Raw genomic sequence first — 21,330 nt, forward strand, 5'->3', positions numbered from 1 at the left:
CGTCCGGCGGGTGGGTGTCCTGCACGATAATCCGCGTCACAGTCCGCTGCCATATTTATAGATCAAATGAATATCGACGCTCGCAAGGCAGGCGCTCAAACCCGCTCGCTGACCACCTGCACATGCAGTGCCCGCCCGGCCTTGAGCCCGAACAGGATGGCGCCGCTGCCCAACACAGCGAAGATCCAGCCGACGGCCTCCCAACCCCCAGTGAGGTCATGCACCAGCCCCACGGCGAAGGGGCCCATCGACGCCAGGGTGTAGCCCACCCCTTGGGCCATGCTGGAAAGGTTGGCAGCGACATGGGCATCCTTGGAACGCAGTACGATCAGGGTCAAGGCCAGGGCAAAGGTCCCGCCCTGCCCCAGGCCAAGCAGGATCGCCCAGCCCCACAGCCCATCCAGGGGCGCGTAGAGGCAGCCGAACAGCCCCGCCAGGGTGATCAGCATGACGATAACGATGGCCAGGCGCTGGTCCTTGCCACGAGTCGCCAACCAAGGTGCGCTGAGCGAGCTGATCAACTGCACGATCACTGAACCGGACAGCACCAATCCCGCTTCGGTCGGGCTCAGTCCACGGCCGATGAGGATCGAGGGCAGCCAGCCGAAGACGATGTAGGCCAACGACGATTGCAGCCCCATGTACAGGGTTACCTGCCAGGCCAGCGGGTCACGCAGCAAGCCGCGCACCCGGTAGGCCACCCGATGTGCGCCATGGCCCTGCCGTGCCTGGGGCAGCCAGACCAGCATCGCCAGCAATGCCGGTACTGCCCAGAAGCCGAGGCCCAGCGCCCAACTGTCGCCCAGCTTTTGGGCAAGCGGTACGGTCGCCCCGGCTGCCATGGCGGCGCCCAGGCACAGGGCCATGGTGTAGACGCCAGTGAGTGTGCCAGCGTGCTGCGGAAAATCACGCTTGACGATACCCGGCAGCAGCACGCCGATCACACCGATGCTCGCGCCGGCCAGGATGCTGCCGAGGAATACCCCAGGAATGCCAAAGGCGCTGCGCACGACCATGCCCGCCGCCAGGGTCAGGAGAATGCCCAAAATTACCCGCTCGCTGCCGAACCGCCGCGCCAACACCGGCGCCAGTGGTGCGAACAGCCCCAGGCAAAGTACCGGCAGGGTCGTCAGCAGGCCGGCCTGGGAAGCGCTTAGGCCGAGGCTAGATGACACCTGGCCTAACACCGGCGCCATGCTCGACAGCGCCGGACGCAGGTTCAACGCCACCAACACCAGGCCCAGCAGCAGCAACCAGGGTCTATGCAGCAGCACTGGCTGCTGTTGCACCTGCTCGTCATCCGCCTCGGCATCGATCAGCAGCTCATCGAGCTCCGCCTCGCGCGGAGCTGTGTTGCGGGTCAGTTCTTCAGCCATGGCCATCTCGTTGTTCAGGATTCGATGAGGGTCCGGCTCAAGGCCTTGGCCCTCTCCGGGTCGCGTTGCTCGACGGCGTCGAGGATCTGCTCATGCAGGTCGAACACCGCCTGGCATCGCGGCACGGTGCTCATGTTGCGTTGCAGTGCAGCGGCCACCACCCCGGAAAAATATCGGTACAGCTCGCTCAGGGCCGGGTTGTGGGCAGCATCGATCAGGCGCTGGTGGAACATGAGGTCGCATTCGATGTATGCATCGAGGTCACCATGAAAATGCCCCGCGCTGCGCCTAAGTGCTTCGCGCAGGCCTCGCAGGTCCTCTTCCGTACGTCGCAGAGCGGCCAGACCGATGGCCTCGGCCTCGAGGATATGGCGAGTCTCCCGGGCCTGCTCAGGGGTGCACTGCGAGAGCGCCTGAACGGCCGTCAAGGGATCCAGGGCTGTGCGCAGGTAACTGCCATCGCCCTGACGGATTTCCACCAGGCCGCTGAACGCCAGCACCCGCATGGCTTCGCGCACGGTATTGCGGCTGATGCCCAGCTCCGTGGCCAGTTCAGGTTCGGTAGGCAGCCGCTGACCAACGGCCCAGGCGCCGCCAGCAATGCGCTCACGCAATTGTTCAACGGCCTGCTCGACCAGGGAGCGCTTGATCAATAGAGTCATACTTACATCCAGTCATCGGATGAATTTGAGAAAGGGAAGATAACCGTGGAATACGTCGCTGAGCAAGGCGCAATACCTAATCTTCGCCTCAATTCTCGCGGTCGACGCAGGCCCCTACCTCGAGCTCAGCGTCAACCGAAAGAATTGGGCATGCCGAAATGAGCTGCGCCCAAGGCTACGGCGTTACCCGTCCAGGGCGTCGAGCAATGCCTGGTTCATCTCTGGCGTGCCAATGGTAATCCGCAGGAACTGAGCGATACGCACCTGCTTGAAGTGCCGCACAATTACACCCTGCTCGCGCAAGCGCGCCGCCAGCTCACCGGCATCCTGCTGAGGGTGACGGGCGAAAATGAAGTTGGCCGCCGACGGCAGCACTTCGAAGCCCCGCGCAGTCAGTTCCTTGACCAGCAGCTCACGGCTGTCGATTACCTTGCGGCAAGTCTGCTCGAAATACTCACGATCCTCGAACGCCGCCGCCGCACCGACGATCGCCATACGGTCGAGCGGGTAGGAGTTGAAGCTGTTCTTGATCCGCTCCAGGGCCTCGATCAGATCTGGATGACCAACCGCCAGGCCAACCCGCAACCCCGCCAGCGAACGCGATTTGGACAGGGTCTGGGTGACCAGAAGGTTGTCATAGCGGTCCACCAGGCTGATGGCCGTCTGACCACCGAAATCGATGTAGGCTTCGTCGACCACCACCACCGAATCCCGGTTGGACTGCAGCAGCTGCTCGACCGCCTCCAGCGGCAACAGGCAGCCAGTAGGCGCGTTGGGGTTGGGGAAGATGATCCCGGCGTTGGCCTTGCGATAGTCGTCGATGCGGATCTGGAACTGTTCGTCCAGCGGCACCGCCTCGAACGGAATGCCATAGAGGCCGCAGTAGACCGGATAGAAGCTGTAGCTGATATCCGGAAACAGCAGCGGCGCCCCGTGCTGGAACAGGCCGTGGAAGATGTGCGCCAGCACCTCATCCGAGCCGTTGCCGAGAAACACCTGCTTCGACTGCACGCCGTAGTAGCCGGCCACCGCCTGCTTGAGCAGGTCGCTGTTCGGGTCGGGATACAGACGCAGGTTATCGTTCAACTCACCGCGCATGGCCTCCAGCGCCTTGGGCGACGGGCCATAGGGGTTCTCGTTAGTGTTGAGCTTGACCAGGCGGGCCAGCTTGGGTTGTTCGCCCGGTACGTAAGGCACCAGATCCTTGACGAAAGGGCTCCAGAATCGACTCATGCTCAGTTCCCCTTCTTCTCGGTGAGGATGCGGTATTCAGCGCTGCGGGCGTGAGCGGTCAGCGACTCGCCACGGGCCAGGACCGAGGCGGTCTGCCCCAGCTCGGACGCACCTTGCTCGGAGCAGAAGATGATCGACGAGCGCTTCTGGAAGTCATAGACCCCCAGTGGAGAGGAAAACCGCGCAGTGCCGGACGTCGGCAGCACGTGGTTCGGGCCTGCGCAGTAGTCGCCGAGGGCTTCGCTAGTGTGGCGGCCCATGAAGATCGCGCCGGCATGGCGGATGTGCGGCAACCAGGCCTGCGGATCAGCCACCGATAACTCCAGGTGCTCGGGGGCGATGCGGTTGGCCACTTCCATGGCTTGCTGCATGTCACGCACCTGGATCAGCGCGCCACGCCCGTTGATCGAGGTACGAATGATCTCGGCACGCTCCATGGTTGGCAGCAGCTTGTCGATGCTGGCAGCGACTCGGTCGAGGAATTCGCCATCCGGGCTGACGAGGATGGCCTGGGCATCTTCATCATGCTCGGCCTGGGAGAACAGGTCCATGGCGATCCAGTCCGGGTCGGTCTGACCGTCACACACCACCAGGATCTCCGAAGGGCCGGCGATCATGTCGATACCGACCTGGCCGAATACATGGCGCTTGGCGGTGGCCACGTAGATGTTGCCAGGGCCGACGACCTTGTCCACCTGGGGCACACTCTCGGTACCGTAGGCCAGGGCCGCGACGGCCTGGGCGCCACCGATGGTGAACACACGGTCGACGCCGGCGATGCACGCCGCCGCCAGCACCAGTTCGTTGACCTCGCCGCGCGGGGTCGGCACCACCATCACCACTTCGCCGACACCCGCCACCTTGGCCGGAATCGCGTTCATCAGCACCGACGAGGGGTAGGAAGCCTTGCCGCCCGGTACATACAAGCCAGCACGGTCGAGCGGCGTGACCTTTTGGCCCAGCACGGTGCCATCGGCCTCGGTGTACTGCCAAGAATCCTGCTTCTGCCGCTCGTGGTAGCTGCGCACGCGGTCCGCGGCCTTTTCCAGGGCTTCACGCTGGGCTGGGGTGATACGGGTCAAGGCCAGCTCAAGGCGTTCACGACCAAGGATCAGGTCGCTCATACTGGCCGCCTCAACACCGTCGAAGCGCTGGGTGAACTCCATCAGCGCCGCATCGCCGCGCTCGCGCACGGCCTTGATGATGTCCAACACACGCTGGTTGACCCCGTCGTCGGACACACTTTCCCAGCTCAGCAGATGATCCAGATGTCGGGCGAAATCCGGGTCGGCGGCATTGAGACGGGCGATTGCAGTGGACACGGTCATGGCGAGGGCCTCGATTATTAGCGAATGCTCAGGCGCCCTAGGCTACCAGTCCATCCGCGCGGGCACCCGAGAATAATGGCTATGACGCGGATAGACGGGCGCGACAGCGATGGTCGCGCGTTCGGGTCAGCCGCGGTGTCGCGATTCGACAGCCTGGCGCAGGGTGTCGATCAGACTCTGGATACGGGCATGCTGCATTTTCATGGACGCCTTGTTGACCACCAGGCGCGAACTGATGGTCGCGATCAGTTCCTGGGGCTCCAGGCCATTGGCACGCAAGGTGTTGCCAGTGTCGACGACGTCGATGATTTTGTCGGCCAGACCGATCAGCGGTGCCAGCTCCATCGAGCCGTAGAGCTTGATGATATCGACCTGACGCCCCTGTTCGGCGTAGTAGCGCTTGGCGACATTGACGAACTTGGTGGCCACGCGCAGGCGCCCCTTGGGTTCTGGCGCACCGACCGCACCGGCGGTCATCAGCTTGCAACGGGCGATCTGCAGGTCCAGGGGCTCGTACAGGCCCTGGCCGCCATACTCCATCAGCACGTCCTTGCCAGCCACCCCGAGGTCGGCGGCGCCATGCTCGACATAGGTCGGCACGTCGGTGGCGCGCACGATGAGCAGGCGCACATCGTCCTGGGTCGTGGGGATGATCAGCTTGCGGCTCTTGTCCGGATTCTCGGTTGGCACGATACCGGCCTCTGCCAACAATGGCAGGGTATCGTCGAGAATACGGCCCTTGGATAGCGCGATGGTCAACATGGGAAACGTCGGTCCTTAAGCGGCTACAGCTGGCCGGGCCACAGGCCCGACCGCATTCGGTTCGGCTGGCGCGTCCCTGCGCCGGTCACAGACTAGCCCGGTACGCGACGGATCTTCGCGCCCAGCATCTGCAGTTTTTCCTCGATGCACTCGTAACCACGGTCTATGTGGTAGATGCGGTCGATCAGCGTATCGCCTTCGGCCACTAGGGCCGATAGCACCAGGCTGGCCGAAGCCCGCAGGTCGGTAGCCATGACTGGCGCGCCCTTGAGGGTCTTGGTGCCGGTAACGATAGCGGTATTGCCCTCGACCTGGATCTGCGCGCCCATACGATGCATCTCGTAGACGTGCATGAAGCGGTTTTCGAAGATGGTCTCGATCACGGCGCCGGTGCCTTCGGCAATGGCGTTGAGCGAGATGAACTGCGCCTGCATGTCGGTCGGAAACGCCGGGTACGGCGCGGTACGCAGGTTGACGGCTTTCGGCCGCTTACCGTGCATGTCCAGTTCGATCCAGTCTTCGCCGGTGGTAATGTCGGCGCCAGCTTCCTTGAGCTTCTCAAGGACCGCTTCGAGGATGGTCGGATCGGTGTCCTTGACCTTGACGCGGCCACCGGTCACGGCGGCTGCCACCAGGTAGGTACCGGTCTCGATACGGTCGGGCATCACGCGGTAGTTGGCCGAATGCAAGCGCTCGACGCCATCGATGGTGATAGTGTCGGTGCCCGCGCCCTGGATCTTCGCGCCCATGGCGATGAGGAAGTTGGCCAGGTCGACCACTTCAGGCTCGCGCGCGGCGTTCTGCAGCACGCTGCGGCCCTTGGCCAGGGCGGCAGCCATCATGATGTTCTCGGTACCGGTCACGCTGACGGTGTCGAAGAAGAAGTGCGCTCCGCGCAGGCCGCCTTCAGGCGCCTGGGCCTTGATGTAGCCGCCTTCGACCTCGATCTTCGCGCCCATGGCTTCCAGGCCGCGGATGTGCAGGTCGACCGGACGCGAACCGATGGCGCAACCACCCGGAAGGGCGACTTCGGCCTTGCCGAAGCGGGCGACCATCGGCCCCAGCACCAGGATCGAGGCACGCATGGTCTTGACCAGTTCGTAAGGCGCGACCAGGGTCTTGATGGTGCGCGGGTCGATTTCGACCGCCAGCTTCTCATCGATCACCGGCTCGATGCCCATGCGGCCGAACAGCTCGATCATGGTGGTGATGTCGTGCAGGTGCGGCAGGTTGCCAACCGTGACCGGGCCATCGGCCAGCAGAGTTGCGGAAAGGATCGGCAGGGCGGCGTTCTTCGCCCCGGAAATGCGGATTTCGCCATCGAGGCGAACGCCACCAGTAATAATCAGTTTGTCCATTAAAGTCTCGCCGCCAAGTTGGCTCAGGTGCGCTCAGCCCAGGCTGCGCTGCTGAAAAATTTCATGGTTACCGCGTGAATGCTGCCATTGGCGATCCACGGGTTCAGATGAGCATAGATCGCCTGCTGGCGCTTAACCGGGCTCTGGCCGGCCAGTTCGTCGCTGATCACGTTCAACTGGAAGTTGCAGCCTTCGCCCTCAACTTCGACCCGGGTTCCCGGCAATTTTTCTTCAAGGAAGCTTTTAACTTCTACGGCCTGCATGCTCAACCTCAATCGGCGCCCTGTGCGCGCGGGTCGGCCATCATACAAAAAAGCCCCTCGCCTGCGAACCCCAAGAACGGGTGCGCTGACCGAGGGGCCGTCCACTGGCGGCGGGCCATCAGCCCGCCAGCACCTCATCCAGGTCATAGACCTCGGCGATTTCCTGCATGTCCTGCGGCATGCCACGCAGCTCGCAAGCCTTTCCCGCCGCCTGGGCATCGCGCATGAACGCCAGCAACAGCGACAGACCGACGCTGGAGGACTTCTCCACCGCCGTACAGTCCAGAACCAGGCGGGGCTCGCGGCAGGCAGCGATCAGCGCCTTGCCATCCTTGCGCAGGGCCGGGCCACTGCGGTAGTCCAGTACCCCGGCGAGGCGCAGGACGCCTGGCTCAGCCATGCTCACGCCTGTGTCGTTCATTGCGCTTCCTGCTCGGCGGTTTCCTTAGCCTTGGCCACTTCGCCAGCCCAACCGTCGATGGTCTTGTCCAGGTCGTTGCCGTTGCGCTGCATGGCGTCTGCGAACTGATCGCGGAACAGTTTGCCGATGTTGATGCCGTTGACGATGACGTTGCGCACCTTCCACTCGCCGCCGATCTTGGTCAGGGTGTAGGACACCGGATAGACGGCCCCGTTGTTACCCTTGACGGTCATGTCGACACTGGCACGGTCATCACCATCCTGCCTGGCATTGCCAACGGTAATACCCTGGTTGTTGTATTCCAGCAGAGCGTTGCCGTAGAACTGCATCAGGCTGCGCTTGAAGTTTTCCTGGAAGCGCTGCATCTGCTCCGGGGTCGCGTTGCGTGAATACTTGACTGTCATGATGCTCTTCGAAATGCCATCGGCGTCGACCACGGGGCCGAGGTTGGCATTGAGCGCATCATAGAAAGCGCTCGGGTTCGTCTTGTACTGCTCCTTGTTGGCCGTCAGGTCGGCCAGCAGTTGATCAGTCGTGTTCTGGATCACGTCTTTGGGCGAGGCCGGTGCTGCACCGGCAACCAAAGGCAGAGCCGCCAGCAGGACCAGCAGCCCACGTCGCAGGATAGAGATCATGGGAACTCCTTATTTAGCTTCTTTGCCAACAGAATTGAGCAGGAACTTGCCAATCAGATCTTCCAGCACCAGGGCGGACTGAGTGTCGTGAATGGTGCTGCCATCCTTGAGCAACGCGTCTTCGCCGCCCACGCTGATGCCGATGTACTTCTCGCCGAGCAACCCGGCAGTCAGGATCGAGGCAGTGGAGTCGGTCGGCAGGTTGTCGACGCTCTTGTCCAGTTGCAAGGTCACCCGACCGGTGTAGGAGTCGCGATCCAGATCGATGGCCGTGACTTTGCCGATGGTCACGCCGGCCATGGTCACCTTAGCTCTGACCGTCAAACCGGCGATATTGTCGAAGTAAGCATAAACTTTATAGGTATCGCTGCTCGGGCTGGCGGACAGGCCACTGACACGCAGGGCCAGCAGGAGCAACGCCAGGATCCCGGCCAGGAGGAAAAGGCCGACACCGATTTCCAGGGTGCGGTTTTGCATCAGAAATCTCCAAACATCAAGGCGGTCAGAATAAAGTCCAGACCCAGGACTGCCAACGAGGCATAGACCACGGTCTTGGTGGTGGCACGGCTGATCCCCTCTGAGGTGGGTTCGCAGTCGTACCCCTGGAATACGGCGATCCAGGTGACGACGAAGGCAAAGACCAGGCTCTTGATCAACCCGTTGAGCACATCGTCGGTGAAGGAAACACTGTTCTGCATGTTCGCCCAGAACGACCCCTCGTAGACACCCAGCCAGTCCACCGCCACCCAGGAACCACCCCAGATACCGACCACGCTGAAGATCAGCGCCAGCATCGGCAGGGAGATGAAACCAGCCCACAGGCGCGGGGCGACAATGTACTTGAGCGGGTCGACGCCGATCATTTCCAGGCTCGACAATTGTTCAGTGGACTTCATGTTGCCGATCTCGGCGGTCAGCGCCGAACCTGCGCGCCCGGCGAATAGCAAGGCGGTGACCACCGGCCCCAGCTCGCGCAACAGCGTCAGGGCGACCATCTGCCCCACCGCCTGCTCGGAGCCGTACTTGGTGAGGATGCTGTACCCCTGCAGCGCCAGCACCATGCCGATGAAGACGCCCGACACCACGATGATCGCCAGCGACAGCACACCGACCGAGTAGAGCTGCTTGACCAGCAACTGGAAGCTGCCGCCGATGCCACCACGACCGATCAGCGCATGACCGAGGAACAAGCAGGAACGGCCCAGCACGGCCAGGATGTCGATGGCCGAGCGACCGAACAGGCGAATACGTTCGAGTAAGGATTTTCTGCGCATCAACGCGCCCCCAGCAGATCGGCGCGGTAGTCAGGCGCGGGAAAGTGGAAAGGCACCGGGCCATCCGGGTCGCCCTTCATGAATTGACGGATACGTGGGTTGTCCGACCCCATCAATTCATCGGGAGTTCCCTGCCCCAGTACCTGGCCATCGCCTACCACATAGATGTAGTCGGCGATGCTGGCAGTTTCGGCCAGGTCATGGGAGACCACGATACTGGTGATGCCCAGGGCATCGTTGAGCAGACGGATCAGGCGCACCAATACGCCCATGGCGATCGGGTCCTGGCCGACGAACGGCTCGTCGTACATGAGTATCTGCGGGTCCAGGGCGATTGCCCGGGCCAACGCCACGCGGCGCTTCATACCTCCGGACAACTCGTCGGGCATCAGCTCGATGGCGCCACGCAAGCCCACCGCTTGCAGCTTCATGAGCACGATGTCGCGGATCATCTCGTCGGACAGCTGAGTGTGCACGCGCAACGGAAAAGCGACGTTCTCGAAGACATCGAGGTCGGTAAACAGGGCGCCGCTCTGGAACAGCACGCCCATCTGCTTGCGGGCGTCGAACAGATCGCCCCGCGACAATGTCGGCAGATTCTGACCGGCGACCCAGACCTCGCCGCTGAAGGGGCGCAGCTGAGCGCCCATCAGGCGCAGCAGCGTGGTCTTGCCGCATCCGGAAGGCCCCATGATACCGGTGACCTTGCCGCGGGGAATGCGTATGTCGACATTGTTGAAAATGCTGCGCGAACCGCGCTTGAAGGTGACGCCCTTCAACTCGACCGCGTAGGCGCTATCCACACTCATCTAGACTCCTTGCGATGCAGCCTCGTCAACTGGACGCCTGCCCCCATCATGAGGGCACACACGCCCCGAGCGGGCCGGACAGCGGCGAACTATAGCACCGCAGGCAGGCGCCCCCAAGGCCATCCCCGCACTCGTTCAGCGCAGCGACAGGCTTCTGCGACTACCGTATGACAATCACAGGATGAGGGTTTCGCACATTGCCGCTATAATCGGCGCCTTTCATCAGGCATTCCGTTTTCGACATGAGCCAATCCAGCGAGCTGATCCAATCCGCCCAGCGCACCTTGCGCCTGGAGCTCAAGGCCATAGAAGACCTGCTGGCCCGTATCGATGCCAGCTTCGTCAAAGCCTGCGAACTGATCCTGGCCAGCAAGGGACGGGTAGTCGTGCTTGGCATGGGCAAGTCGGGGCATATCGGCAACAAGATCGCCGCCACCCTGGCCAGCACCGGCACTCCAGCCTTCTTTGTCCATCCGGCCGAGGCCAGCCATGGCGACATGGGCATGATCACCCGCGATGACGTCATCCTGGCCCTGTCCAACTCCGGCAGCACCGCCGAGATCATCACCCTGCTGCCGCTGATCAAGCGCCTGGGCATCCAACTGATCAGCCTCACCGGCAACCCGGACTCACCATTGGCCCATGCCGCCGAGGTCAACCTCGATGCACGTGTAGCCCAGGAGGCCTGCCCCCTGAACCTGGCGCCGACCTCCTCGACCACTGCAGCTCTGGCGCTGGGCGACGCCCTGGCCATCGCCCTGCTCGAGGCCCGGGGCTTCACTGCCGAGGACTTCGCCTTTTCGCATCCCGGAGGCGCTCTTGGCCGTCGCCTGCTGCTGAAAGTCGAGAATGTCATGCACTCCGGCGACGCTCTGCCCCAGGTGCAACGCGGCACCCTGCTCAAGGACGCTCTCCTTGAAATGTCTCGCAAAGGTTTAGGAATGACCGTCATCACCGAAACCGACGGACGGCTGGCTGGCATCTTCACGGATGGCGACCTGCGCCGCAGCCTGGACCGCAACATCAACGTACATAAAACCCGTATCGAAGAAGCGATGACCGTTCACGGCAAGACCGCACGCGCCGATATGCTCGCCGCCGAGGCCCTGAAGATCATGGAAGACCATAAGATCAACGCGCTGGTGGTGGTCGACAAGGATGACCGCCCGATTGGCGCCTTGAACATGCACGACTTGCTGCGCGCCGGAGTGATGTGATGAACGACGAACTGATGCAACGCGGCAAGCCGATCAGGCTGGCCGTCTTCGATGTCGATGGCGTGCTGACCGACGGACGCCTGTATTTCCTCGAGGACGGCAGCGAATTCAAGACTTTCAACACCCTCGACGGCCAGGGCATCAAGATGCTGATGGCCTCCGGCGTGACCACGGCAATCATCAGCGGGCGCAAGACCCCAGTGGTCGAACGCCGGGCGAAGAACCTCGGCATCCCCCACCTGTACCAAGGCCGCGAGGATAAACTGGTGGTGCTGGACGGACTTCTCGCTCAACTCGATCTAAGCTATGAACAAGTCGCCTACCTCGGCGACGACCTGCCGGACCTGCCAGTCATCCGCCGGGTAGGCTTGGGCATGGCCGTGGCCAATGCCGCCTCATTCGTCCGCCAACATGCCCACGGCGTCACCCAGGCACGTGGCGGCGAGGGTGCCGCACGTGAATTCTGCGAGCTGATCCTGCAGGCCCAGGGCAACCTGGATGCCGCCAACGCCAACTACCTGTAGAGCCATACATGTTCAGCAAGAAAATCCGCAACATCGCGCTGTTCAGCGTGATCGCCGCCTTGCTGGCGGCGGTCGGCTACTGGAACATCAGCCCTGAGAGCTTCCTCGACAAGCCGGTGGCTCAGGTCGACGAGAGCGCCATCGACTACTACGCGATCAATGCCCACAGCCTGCAGTTCCTGCCCGATGGCAAACTGCAATACGAGATGACCGCCGACAAAGTGGAACACCTCAAGGCCAGCGAAGTCACCCTGGTGACCAAGCCCGACCTGCACCTCTACCGTGGCACGCAGTTCCCCTGGCACGTCCAAAGCGAACGCGCCGAGGTCAATCCGGACGGCACCGAGGTAGAGCTGATCGATTCGGTCCGGGTAGCCCGCACCGATGAAAAACAGCGTGACACCATCATCACCACAACCCGCATGACCGTATTCCCGCAGAAGCAATATGCGCAAACCGAGCAAGCCGTTAGAATCGACGGCGCCGGTGGCACGACCACAGGCACAGGAATGAAAGCGTATTTGAAAGACGGCAGGATGGACCTGCTGTCCAACGTAAGAGGACAGTATGAGGCTCGTTAAAACCCTCCCCCTTTTGCTCAGCCTGAGCGCAGCACTGGGAAGCGCGAACGCCTGGGCCCTGCCGACCGACCGTGACCAACCTATTCGCATCCAGGCCGACGACGCTCACCTGGATGACAAGAAGGGCGTTGCCACCTACAAGGGCGACGTCATCATCACCCAGGGCTCGATGATGATCAAAGGCAACACCGTGACCATCACCCGTGCTGCCAATGGTGACATCGACGTAGTCACCTCCGTGGGCAACCTGGCCTATTTCGAGCAGCAACAGAGCGCCGCCAAGCCGGACAAGATGAAGGGATGGGCCGTCACCATCCAGTACCAGTCGCAAAAAGACCTGGTGGTGCTGACTGACCGCGCCAAGGTGGAAAACGAAGGCAACACCACCGAAGGCGAGAAAATCGTCTACAACACCCAGACCCAGGTGGCGACCGCCGGCCGTGGCAGCAACGTGACTACGCCACGCCAGCGCATCGACATGGTGATCCAGCCGAAGAAGAAGGCCGAGTAAATGGCAACCCTCAAAGCCCAGCACCTGGCCAAGAGCTACAAAAGCCGGCAAGTCGTCCGCGATGTCAGCCTGTCTATCGACAGCGGCCAGATCGTCGGCCTGCTCGGCCCCAACGGCGCCGGCAAGACCACCTGCTTCTACATGATTGTCGGCCTGGTCCAGGCCGACCAGGGTCGTGTACTGATCGACAACCTGGACGTCAGCCACCAACCGATGCACGGCCGCGCTCGTGCCGGCATCGGCTACCTCCCCCAGGAAGCCTCGATCTTCCGCAAACTCTCGGTGGCTGACAATATCATGGCCATTCTCGAGACCCGCAAGGACCTCGACCGCGAAGGACGGCGCAAGGAGCTGGAAGGCCTGCTCCAGGAGTTCCACATCAGCCACATCCGTGACAACCTGGGCATGAGCCTCTCGGGCGGCGAACGGCGCCGCGTCGAGATCGCCCGTGCCTTGGCGACCGCGCCGAAGTTCATCCTGCTCGACGAACCCTTCGCCGGGGTCGACCCGATCTCTGTCGGCGACATCAAGCAGATCATCCACCACCTCAAGGCCAAGGGCATCGGCGTACTGATCACCGACCACAACGTCCGCGAGACCCTGGATATCTGCGAGACCGCCTATATCGTCAACGATGGCCAACTGATCGCCGAAGGCGATGCTGAGACCATCCTGGCCAACGATCTGGTCAAGGAGGTTTACCTGGGCCACGAGTTCCGTCTCTAGACCCTGGGTATCTGGCGCTGCCCGAGCACTGACAACTCTGCCTGATAATGGCTTAATTGTTACAGTGCTCTAGGCAAACGCTACAATTTCAGGCATATAATTTGCTTAAAATTGGCGCCTCGGCGCCCCTGTGTAGTGGATGGCGCATGTGCGCCGGCGAATAAGGTGTTAAGCCCCTGCCATGAAACCATCGCTCGTCCTAAAAATGGGCCAGCAACTGACGATGACCCCGCAGTTGCAACAGGCCATCCGTCTGCTTCAGCTCTCGACCCTGGACCTTCAGCAGGAAATCCAGGAAGCGCTGGAGTCCAATCCGATGCTCGAACGTCAGGAAGACGGCGAGGACTTCGACAACAGCGACCCGATGGCCGACAACGCCGAGAACAAGCCGACTGCCGAAGCCCAGGACAACAACTTCCAGGAAAGCACCCCTAGCGCCGAAAACCTCGAAGAAGGCGAATGGGGCGAGCGCATCCCCAACGAACTCCCCGTCGACACGGCCTGGGAAGACATTTACCAGACCAGCGCCAGCAGCCTGCCCAGCAACGACGATGACGAGTGGGACTTCACCACCCGTACCTCCGTCGGAGAAAGCCTGCAGAGCCACCTGCTCTGGCAGTTGAACCTGGCGCCCATGTCCGACACCGACCGACTGATCGCAGTGACCCTGATTGACTGCATCAACGCCCAGGGCTATTTGGAAGAGTCCCTTGAGGAAGTCTGCGCCTCCTTCGATCCTGAGCTGGACATCGAGCTCGATGAAGTCGAAGCGGTGCTGCACCGTATCCAGCAGTTCGAACCTGCGGGCATTGGCGCACGCAACCTGAGTGAATGCCTCCTGTTACAACTGCGCCAGTTGCCCGCCAACGCGCCCTGGATGGCCGAGGCCCAGCGCCTGGTCAGCGACTATATCGACCTGCTCGGCAGCCGCGACTACAGCCAGCTCATGCGCCGCATGAAGCTCAAGGAAGACGAACTGCGCCAGGTCATTGAACTGGTACAGAGCCTCAATCCGCGTCCAGGCTCGCAGATCGAATCCAGCGAACCTGAGTACGTGGTGCCTGACGTCATTGTGCGCAAGGACAACGAGCGCTGGTTGGTGGAGCTGAACCAGGAGGCGGTCCCACGGCTGCGGGTCAACCCACAATACGCTGGCTTCGTCCGGCGTGCAGACACCAGCGCCGACAATACCTTCATGCGCAACCAGCTCCAGGAAGCGCGCTGGTTCATCAAGAGCCTGCAGAGCCGCAACGAAACCCTGATGAAGGTCGCCACACAGATCGTCGAGCACCAGCGAGGCTTCCTCGACCATGGCGACGAAGCGATGAAACCGTTGGTCCTGCATGACATTGCCGAGGCCGTGGGCATGCATGAGTCAACCATTTCCCGGGTCACTACCCAGAAATACATGCACACTCCGCGCGGCATCTACGAGCTGAAGTACTTTTTCTCCAGCCACGTGAGCACCGCCGAAGGCGGCGAATGCTCGTCCACGGCGATCCGCGCGATCATCAAAAAACTGGTTGCGGCGGAAAATCAGAAAAAGCCATTGAGTGACAGCAAGATCGCTGGTTTACTGGAGGCACAAGGCATCCAGGTAGCCCGTCGCACCGTCGCCAAGTATCGCGAGTCCCTCGGTATCGCACCGTCGAGCGAGCGCAAGCGACTGATGTAGCCCCCGGATGTGCCACAGCAGTTCAGTGGCAGGTGCAATACCTGCCTCTTTATGCACGGGCAACAAAGGAGAAGCTGTATGCAAGTCAACATCAGTGGACAGCATGTAGAAGTCACCCCACCGCTGCGCGAGTATGTCGAGCAGAAGCTGAAACGGCTGGAGGGTCACTTCGACAAGATCACCAACGGGACGGTCATCATGAAGGTCGAGAAGTTGCAGCAGAAGGTCGAAGCGACCCTGCAGATTCCCGGCGGTGAAGTGGTTGCCAACGCGGAACACGAAGACATGTATGCAGCGATCGACGCCCTGACCGACAAGCTCGACCGCCAACTGAAAAAACACAAGGAAAAACAGCAAAGCCTGCTGCAAGGTGCAGCCGCCCGCTGATCCCTCTCATCCATGATCCTACTTGAAACCATCCTGACCCCCGGCCGTTCGCTCGCGAACGTGCCGGGCGGCAGTAAAAAGCGCGTACTCCAGGAAACCGCCACCCTGATCGCCCGGGAAGTGCCAGAACTGGAGATGGAAGACATCTTCGAGAAACTGGTCGCCCGCGAGAAACTGGGCTCCACCGGCTTCGGCAATGGCATTGCCATTCCCCACTGCCGCCTCGAAGCATGCACCTCACCGGTCAGCGCCCTGATTCAACTGGCCACCCCCATCGACTATGATGCCATCGACGGTGCGCCGGTCGACCTGCTGTTCGTGCTGCTGGTCCCCGAAGCCGCTACCGACGCCCATCTGGAACTGCTGCGCCAGATCGCCAGCATGCTCGATCGCAAGGAGGTTCGGGATCGACTGCGGGCCGCAAACAGCAGCGAGGCCCTGTACCAGGTTGTCCTGGACGCACAGAACGAGCACTGAGCATGCGCCTGATCATCGTCAGCGGCCGGTCTGGCTCCGGCAAGAGTACCGCCCTCGACGTGCTGGAGGACAACGGCTACTACTGCATCGACAACCTGCCAGCGGGCTTACTGCCACAGCTGGCGGAAAATGCACTGATCAATACCGAGCTGCTGCAGCCGAAAGTCGCGGTATCCATCGACGCACGCAACCTGCCCAGCCACCTGTCGCGCTTTCCTGAGCTGTTGGAGGAGGCCCGTAGCCGTCATATCCAGTGCGATGTGTTGTACTTGGATGCCGACGAGGAAACCCTCCTCAAGCGCTTCTCTGAAACTCGCCGCCGCCACCCGCTGACCAACTCGAACCGTTCGCTTGCCGAGGCTATCCGCGTCGAAAGCGAACTGCTCGGACCGATCGCCGACCTGGCCGACCTGAAGATCGACACCACCCGCCTGAACCTCTATCAGTTGCGTGACTCGATCAAGCTGCGCCTGCTCAACCAACCTGAGCCCGGTACGGCCTTCCTGGTCGAATCCTTCGGTTTCAAGCGCGGCATGCCAGTCGATGCCGACCTGGTGTTCGACGTACGCTGCCTGCCCAACCCGTACTGGAAGCCTGAGCTACGCGAGCATTCCGGCCTGGAGCAGCCCGTTATCGATTACCTGGCAGCCCAGCCGGATGTGGAGGATATGTTCCAGGACATATCCACCTACCTGCTCAAGTGGTTGCCCCGCTTTGCCGCCAGCAACCGCGCGTACGTAACCATTGCCATCGGCTGCACTGGCGGGCACCATCGCTCGGTGTACCTGACCGAGCGTCTCGGTCAACTGCTGCAGCAATCCCTGAAAAACGTCCAGGTCCGCCATCGCGACCTCTAGCCCAAGGACCCGCCCCTACAATGCCCGCCCGTGAAATCACCATCATCAACAAGCTGGGGCTGCATGCCCGGGCGGCGGCAAAGTTCGTCGGCGTTGCCGGGCGCTTCCCTTGCCAGGTCAAGGTGGGTCGCGCACCGGACAAACTGGTCGACGGCAAGAGCATCATGGCCGTGATGATGCTCGCCGCTGGAAAGGGCACCCAGGTACACCTGCACACCGAAGGCGAGCAGGACGATGCAGCGCTGAACGCGCTGGTCGAGCTGATCAACAACAGGTTCGACGAGGGCGAATGACCCCACCGAAAAGACAAAGGGCGCCGAATGGCGCCCTTTGTCTTGCAGCGAAAGCTCACGACATCGCCGTGTCCATCACCATCATCAAACAGAAGCCAACGCACAAGCCAAGACTGGCCAAGCGGTGATGGCCATTGCTGCGTGACTCCGGGATGATCTCCTGGGTCACCACCAGCAACATCGCCCCCGCCGCGCAGGCCAGGCCCAATGGCAACAGCAATTCGGCAATATTCACCAGCCAGGCACAGATCACTGCCGCCAGCGGCTCGACCAAGCCAGAGGCTGCCCCGATCAGGAAGGCCTTGAACCGTGGCATCCCTGCGCCTGCCAGCACCAAGGCAATGACCAGGCCTTCAGGTACATCCTGCAAGGCAATGCCCATCGCCAGGCTGTCGGCGTCGGGCATACCACCGCCCGCCGAGACGCCAATAGCCATGCCCTCTGGGATGTTGTGAGCAATGATTGCAATCACGAACAGCCAGATCCGCGCGGCTATCACGGGTTGCTGACCTGTTCCCACCAGCGCCTCGGGCGATGCCCCGGACACCTTGAGATCCACCAGGAACAGGCACAGGGCACCGAACAGCAGGCCGAAACTGATCAGGCCGCCCGCGCCCCACGGGCTGAAACCGATGGCCTGGGCAGCGCCAAGGCCAGGGATGATCAGCGAGAACGCGGTCGCGGCCAGCATCACGCCCGCCCCAAAACCCAGCAAGGTATCAGCCAAGGCCACCGGCATGTTGCGGATCACCAGTACCGGTACTGCGCCCAACGCTGTACCCAAGGCACACAGCGCACCGCCCTCGAGGGCCCGCAACATGCGTGGCTCCAGGTCCAGCCAGGCGATGCCGCGCACGACCAGCAGCGCGGTACCGACCAGCAACAACAAGGTCCCCAGCGCCAGTCGGAACAAGCGCACGCTGCTGACAGACATCACCTCCGAACGCATACCGGAACGACTCACGCCAGGGCTTCTACATATCGACGCTCCACCTCGGACCAGTCGATCACGTTATAGAAGGCGCCGATGTATTCCGGACGTCGGTTTTGGTACTTCAGATAATACGCATGCTCCCAGACATCCAGCCCGAGAATGGGGGTATTGCCATTCATCAACGGACTGTCCTGGTTACCGCTGCTTTCCACCACCAGGGTCTTGGCCGGGGTCACGCTGAGCCAGGCCCAGCCACTGCCGAAGCGGCTCAGCGCGGCCTTGGTGAAGGCGTCCTTGAAAGCGTCGAAACCACCCAGTTGCTCATCGATGGCCTTGGCCACCTTGCCCTGGGGCTGGCCGCCCCCCTTGGGCGACATCACGGTCCAGAACAGGGTGTGGTTGGCATGGCCGCCCCCTTGGTTGATCACCGCGCCCTGCAGGTTTTCAGGCAACTGCTTGACGCTGGCCACCAGTTTTTCAACCGGCCACTCAGCCCACTGCGTCCCTTCCACTGCGGCATTGAGGTTGTTGATGTAGGTCTGGTGGTGCTTGGTGTGGTGAATCTCCATGGTCTGGGTATCGATGTGCGGTTCCAGCGCATCGTAGGCATAAGGCAACGCAGGCAAGGTATAGGGCATGTCAATGGATTCCGTAGACGTGGGTTCGAGGGGTGGCATTCGGCTGAGCGGCCAGCTCGCTGGCTTGTGGCCCATGGCGATTAAGCAAGCGCTCGGTGCGAGGGTACTGGCCGTATTCGCCGATGAAGCTCAGCAGCTCGGTGTAGGTCCTGGAGCTGTGTCGCAGCGCTGCTTCGCGTAACGCCTGGGGCAGGCGTTGTTCCTGGCTGGCCTGGAGCAGCCGCTGATGCGCCGCGCACAGATAGTCGGCGCTTTCATGGGGCTGGTTCAGCCGCACGTGCAGGTCGGCCAGGTTGTGATGGGCAATGACAAAAGCGGCCACCGCTTCGTCGACGTCATGCCAGCGTTCGAACAACACCTGGGCCAGGGCGAGCGCCTGCAGATAATGTTCGCGGGCATCGACCCACTCGCCTTGATCGAACAGACGGTTGGCGATTTCCGTGGTGCGTTTCCAGTGCTGCATGACAAACCTCCAGAGCGATGGACGCCATCAGATGGCCGTTAGATGCCACCCGCGGTGAGTTTTTCCGGATCGAGCAAGGCCTCCAACTGGCTGCGCGTCAGCTCGGTATGCTCCAGCGCCACGTCGATAATCGGGCGGCCCTGCTTGTAGGCGGTCTTGGCGATTTCCGCAGCCTTCAGGTAGCCGATGATCGGGTTCAGCGCAGTGACCAGGATTGGGTTGCGCGACAGCGCTTCCTTGAGCTTGGGCTCGTTGACCTTGAAGCTGGCGATGGCTTTGTCAGCCAGTAAGCGGCTGGCGTTGGCCATCAGCTCGACGCTGCTGAGCAGGTTCTGAGCGATGATCGGCAGCATCACGTTCAGCTCGAAGTTGCCCGACTGGCCGGCCACCGCGATGGTCGCGTCGTTGCCGATGACCTGGGCCGCGACCATGGCGGTGGCCTCGGGGATTACCGGGTTGACCTTGCCAGGCATGATCGAAGACCCGGGCTGCAGGCCCTCCAGCTCGATCTCGCCGAGGCCGGCCAGCGGGCCCGAGTTCATCCAGCGCAGATCATTGGCAATCTTCATCAGGGCCACGGCCGTGGTCTTGAGCTGACCAGATAGAGCAACCGCCGTGTCCTGAGAGCCGATCAGGGCGAACAGATTCTGACCTGGGACGAACTCGACATCAGTTAGGCCGCTGAGCTGGCGGGCAAAACCGGCAGCGAACTGTGGATGGGCATTGATCCCGGTACCGACTGCAGTACCACCTTGTGCCAGTGCCTGCAGGCTCGGCAAGGTAGCCTCCAGATGCGCCAGAGCGCCCTTGATCTGTGCGACCCAGCCACCCAGCACCTGGCTCATGCGCACCGGCATCGCGTCCATCAGGTGGGTACGCCCGGTCTTGACGAACGGATGCACCTGCTCGGCCTTGGCCTCGGTCACCTGAATCAGGTGGCGCAGGGCCGGCAGCAATTGCTCATGCAAGGCCAGTGCAGCACTGACGTGGATGGTAGTGGGGATGATGTCGTTACTGCTCTGGCCGCAGTTGACGTGGTCGTTGGGGCTGACATTGTCGCCCAGGACGCGGCTGGCCAGGGTCGCGATCACTTCATTGGCATTCATGTTCGAGCTGGTGCCAGAACCCGTCTGGAAGATATCCACCGGGAAATGTTGCATGAAGTCCTCGGCCAGCAGTTGCTCCACCGCCTTGACGATGGCCGCGCCCTGCTCCGGGGTCAGTTGCTCGAGTTCGACGTTGGCCTTGGCCGCCGCGGCCTTCGCCAACAAGAGCGCGCGAATGAACTGGCGCGGCATGCGTTGCTGGCTGATCGGGAAGTTGTTCACCGCGCGCTGGGTCTGGGCGCCGTACAGGGCCTGGGCCGGCACCTGCAGCTCGCCCATGCTGTCACGCTCGATACGGGTATTACTCATCATCAAGTCCTTGCATCAGTTCAGCGGGAGAAATCGAAGGCAGCAGCACGCAGTTCGCCAGTTGCAAGGCGTAGGGCTGCCAGCGTTGGTTCTGTTCGCGGCGGTCGAGGTTGCGCAGGTCGAGCAGCGGGCGCCAGGCCTGATCCAGGCACAGGCAGCGCCAATGCCAAGGCAGCATGCGGTCGCACGCGGTATCCAGAAGCAAGCGGAAAGAGGTCAAGGCCACGGTCCACGCCGAGGTCTCGGTACAGCACACCAAGTAACGGCCTTCAGCCAGGTAATGCTCGATCAGCCGGGGTTCGTCCGGCTCGAAGGCACAGCGGATGCGCCGGCTCAGCCAGCGCCAGTTTTCCAGGTAGGGCAACTCATGGAGGACGGGTTTCATGAACATCATCGCTGGGTTTCTGGATAATGATATTCATTATTAAGTGATAAGTAGAATCACTTCAAGTGAAAAGCGATAAACAAAAAACCCGGCACAGCGGCCGGGTCTTGTCCTGTAGATATTCGA

27 protein-coding genes are annotated in these 21,330 nt (G+C 61.9%); 10 read left to right on the forward strand and 17 right to left on the reverse strand.

Annotated features, from left to right (window positions below; translation table 11 throughout):
- Window positions 1-95: 95 nt before the first annotated feature.
- From ACYU03_RS20735 to ACYU03_RS20790, 12 genes are all read right to left on the reverse strand, one after another.
- A complete protein-coding gene (locus ACYU03_RS20735; RefSeq protein ID WP_461886502.1) occupies window positions 96-1,376 on the reverse strand; it encodes a CynX/NimT family MFS transporter in 1,281 nt (426 codons plus the stop codon).
- A 14-nt stretch (window positions 1,377-1,390) separates the two neighbouring features.
- On the reverse strand, window positions 1,391-2,038 hold the full coding sequence (locus ACYU03_RS20740) for a FadR/GntR family transcriptional regulator (protein WP_461886503.1): 648 nt from the start codon (window positions 2,036-2,038) through the stop codon (window positions 1,391-1,393).
- Window positions 2,039-2,221: 183 nt separating this feature from the next.
- Window positions 2,222-3,271: a histidinol-phosphate transaminase gene (gene hisC / locus ACYU03_RS20745; RefSeq protein WP_461886504.1), complete on the reverse strand. Its 1,050-nt coding sequence runs from the start codon at window positions 3,269-3,271 to the stop codon at window positions 2,222-2,224.
- A gap of 2 nt (window positions 3,272-3,273) precedes the next feature.
- Window positions 3,274-4,599 (reverse strand): histidinol dehydrogenase, encoded by a 1,326-nt coding sequence (gene hisD / locus ACYU03_RS20750; protein ID WP_461886505.1) that lies wholly within the window; start codon window positions 4,597-4,599, stop codon window positions 3,274-3,276.
- Between the two features lie 126 nt (window positions 4,600-4,725).
- Window positions 4,726-5,361, reverse strand: coding sequence for an ATP phosphoribosyltransferase (gene hisG / locus ACYU03_RS20755; protein WP_043213301.1), 636 nt, complete (start codon window positions 5,359-5,361; stop codon window positions 4,726-4,728).
- Window positions 5,362-5,453: 92 nt separating this feature from the next.
- A complete protein-coding gene (gene murA, locus ACYU03_RS20760) occupies window positions 5,454-6,719 on the reverse strand; it encodes a UDP-N-acetylglucosamine 1-carboxyvinyltransferase (protein ID WP_461886506.1) in 1,266 nt (421 codons plus the stop codon).
- Between the two features lie 23 nt (window positions 6,720-6,742).
- Window positions 6,743-6,982 carry a BolA family protein gene (locus ACYU03_RS20765; RefSeq protein ID WP_028689666.1) on the reverse strand — a complete coding sequence of 80 codons (240 nt, stop codon included), beginning with the start codon at window positions 6,980-6,982 and terminating at the stop codon, window positions 6,743-6,745.
- A gap of 118 nt (window positions 6,983-7,100) precedes the next feature.
- The gene (locus ACYU03_RS20770) at window positions 7,101-7,403 is read right to left on the reverse strand and encodes an STAS domain-containing protein (protein WP_461886507.1); all 303 of its coding nucleotides are present in this window, start codon (window positions 7,401-7,403) and stop codon (window positions 7,101-7,103) included.
- On the reverse strand, window positions 7,400-8,038 hold the full coding sequence (locus ACYU03_RS20775; RefSeq protein ID WP_461886508.1) for an MlaC/ttg2D family ABC transporter substrate-binding protein: 639 nt from the start codon (window positions 8,036-8,038) through the stop codon (window positions 7,400-7,402). Before ACYU03_RS20775 ends, ACYU03_RS20770 begins: the two co-directional genes overlap by 4 nt.
- 9 nt (window positions 8,039-8,047) lie before the next feature.
- Complete coding sequence (gene mlaD / locus ACYU03_RS20780) at window positions 8,048-8,515, reverse strand: outer membrane lipid asymmetry maintenance protein MlaD (RefSeq protein ID WP_461886509.1); 468 nt, start codon at window positions 8,513-8,515, stop codon at window positions 8,048-8,050.
- Complete coding sequence (mlaE, locus tag ACYU03_RS20785) at window positions 8,515-9,312, reverse strand: lipid asymmetry maintenance ABC transporter permease subunit MlaE (RefSeq protein ID WP_461886510.1); 798 nt, start codon at window positions 9,310-9,312, stop codon at window positions 8,515-8,517. The genes mlaD and mlaE overlap by 1 nt, the downstream gene beginning before the upstream one ends.
- Window positions 9,312-10,121 carry an ATP-binding cassette domain-containing protein gene (locus ACYU03_RS20790; RefSeq protein WP_461886511.1) on the reverse strand — a complete coding sequence of 270 codons (810 nt, stop codon included), beginning with the start codon at window positions 10,119-10,121 and terminating at the stop codon, window positions 9,312-9,314. Before ACYU03_RS20790 ends, mlaE begins: the two co-directional genes overlap by 1 nt.
- 242 nt (window positions 10,122-10,363) lie before the next feature.
- On the opposite strand from ACYU03_RS20790, the gene ACYU03_RS20795 reads away from it, so the two are divergent.
- The 10 genes from ACYU03_RS20795 (at window position 10,364) to ACYU03_RS20840 (ending at window position 17,369) form a co-directional block, all read left to right on the forward strand.
- Complete coding sequence (locus ACYU03_RS20795) at window positions 10,364-11,338, forward strand: KpsF/GutQ family sugar-phosphate isomerase (RefSeq protein ID WP_461886512.1); 975 nt, start codon at window positions 10,364-10,366, stop codon at window positions 11,336-11,338.
- Entirely contained in the window at window positions 11,338-11,862 is a 525-nt protein-coding gene (locus tag ACYU03_RS20800; protein ID WP_461886513.1) for a KdsC family phosphatase, read from the forward strand. Before ACYU03_RS20795 ends, ACYU03_RS20800 begins: the two co-directional genes overlap by 1 nt.
- An 8-nt stretch (window positions 11,863-11,870) precedes the next feature.
- Window positions 11,871-12,443, forward strand: a complete 573-nt coding sequence (lptC, locus tag ACYU03_RS20805) for an LPS export ABC transporter periplasmic protein LptC (RefSeq protein WP_461886514.1) — start codon at window positions 11,871-11,873, stop codon at window positions 12,441-12,443.
- Complete coding sequence (lptA, locus tag ACYU03_RS20810; RefSeq protein WP_461886515.1) at window positions 12,430-12,954, forward strand: lipopolysaccharide transport periplasmic protein LptA; 525 nt, start codon at window positions 12,430-12,432, stop codon at window positions 12,952-12,954. Before lptC ends, lptA begins: the two co-directional genes overlap by 14 nt.
- The gene (lptB, locus tag ACYU03_RS20815; protein WP_461886516.1) at window positions 12,955-13,680 is read left to right on the forward strand and encodes an LPS export ABC transporter ATP-binding protein; all 726 of its coding nucleotides are present in this window, start codon (window positions 12,955-12,957) and stop codon (window positions 13,678-13,680) included.
- Window positions 13,681-13,861: 181 nt separating this feature from the next.
- Window positions 13,862-15,355, forward strand: a complete 1,494-nt coding sequence (locus ACYU03_RS20820; RefSeq protein WP_461886517.1) for an RNA polymerase factor sigma-54 — start codon at window positions 13,862-13,864, stop codon at window positions 15,353-15,355.
- A gap of 78 nt (window positions 15,356-15,433) precedes the next feature.
- On the forward strand, window positions 15,434-15,742 hold the full coding sequence (gene hpf / locus ACYU03_RS20825; protein ID WP_461886518.1) for a ribosome hibernation-promoting factor, HPF/YfiA family: 309 nt from the start codon (window positions 15,434-15,436) through the stop codon (window positions 15,740-15,742).
- Window positions 15,743-15,754: 12 nt separating this feature from the next.
- A complete protein-coding gene (gene ptsN, locus ACYU03_RS20830) occupies window positions 15,755-16,219 on the forward strand; it encodes a PTS IIA-like nitrogen regulatory protein PtsN (protein WP_461886519.1) in 465 nt (154 codons plus the stop codon).
- Window positions 16,220-16,221: 2 nt separating this feature from the next.
- The gene (rapZ, locus tag ACYU03_RS20835; protein WP_461886520.1) at window positions 16,222-17,076 is read left to right on the forward strand and encodes an RNase adapter RapZ; all 855 of its coding nucleotides are present in this window, start codon (window positions 16,222-16,224) and stop codon (window positions 17,074-17,076) included.
- A 20-nt stretch (window positions 17,077-17,096) separates the two neighbouring features.
- On the forward strand, window positions 17,097-17,369 hold the full coding sequence (locus ACYU03_RS20840) for an HPr family phosphocarrier protein (protein WP_461886521.1): 273 nt from the start codon (window positions 17,097-17,099) through the stop codon (window positions 17,367-17,369).
- Between the two features lie 55 nt (window positions 17,370-17,424).
- Here ACYU03_RS20840 and ACYU03_RS20845 read toward each other — a convergent pair whose 3' ends face one another.
- From ACYU03_RS20845 to ACYU03_RS20865, 5 genes are read right to left on the reverse strand one after another with little or no spacing between them, the layout of a single operon-like run.
- The gene (locus ACYU03_RS20845; protein WP_461891513.1) at window positions 17,425-18,318 is read right to left on the reverse strand and encodes a ZIP family metal transporter; all 894 of its coding nucleotides are present in this window, start codon (window positions 18,316-18,318) and stop codon (window positions 17,425-17,427) included.
- 11 nt (window positions 18,319-18,329) lie between these two features.
- Complete coding sequence (locus ACYU03_RS20850) at window positions 18,330-18,941, reverse strand: superoxide dismutase (RefSeq protein WP_461886522.1); 612 nt, start codon at window positions 18,939-18,941, stop codon at window positions 18,330-18,332.
- Window position 18,942: 1 nt separating this feature from the next.
- Window positions 18,943-19,404, reverse strand: coding sequence for a hypothetical protein (locus ACYU03_RS20855; RefSeq protein WP_461886523.1), 462 nt, complete (start codon window positions 19,402-19,404; stop codon window positions 18,943-18,945).
- A gap of 38 nt (window positions 19,405-19,442) precedes the next feature.
- Window positions 19,443-20,819, reverse strand: a complete 1,377-nt coding sequence (locus tag ACYU03_RS20860) for a class II fumarate hydratase (RefSeq protein ID WP_461886524.1) — start codon at window positions 20,817-20,819, stop codon at window positions 19,443-19,445.
- The gene (locus tag ACYU03_RS20865) at window positions 20,812-21,213 is read right to left on the reverse strand and encodes a FagA protein (protein ID WP_461886525.1); all 402 of its coding nucleotides are present in this window, start codon (window positions 21,211-21,213) and stop codon (window positions 20,812-20,814) included. The genes ACYU03_RS20860 and ACYU03_RS20865 overlap by 8 nt, the downstream gene beginning before the upstream one ends.
- Window positions 21,214-21,330: the final 117 nt, after the last annotated feature.

Source organism: Pseudomonas sp. X10, assembly GCF_054889225.1.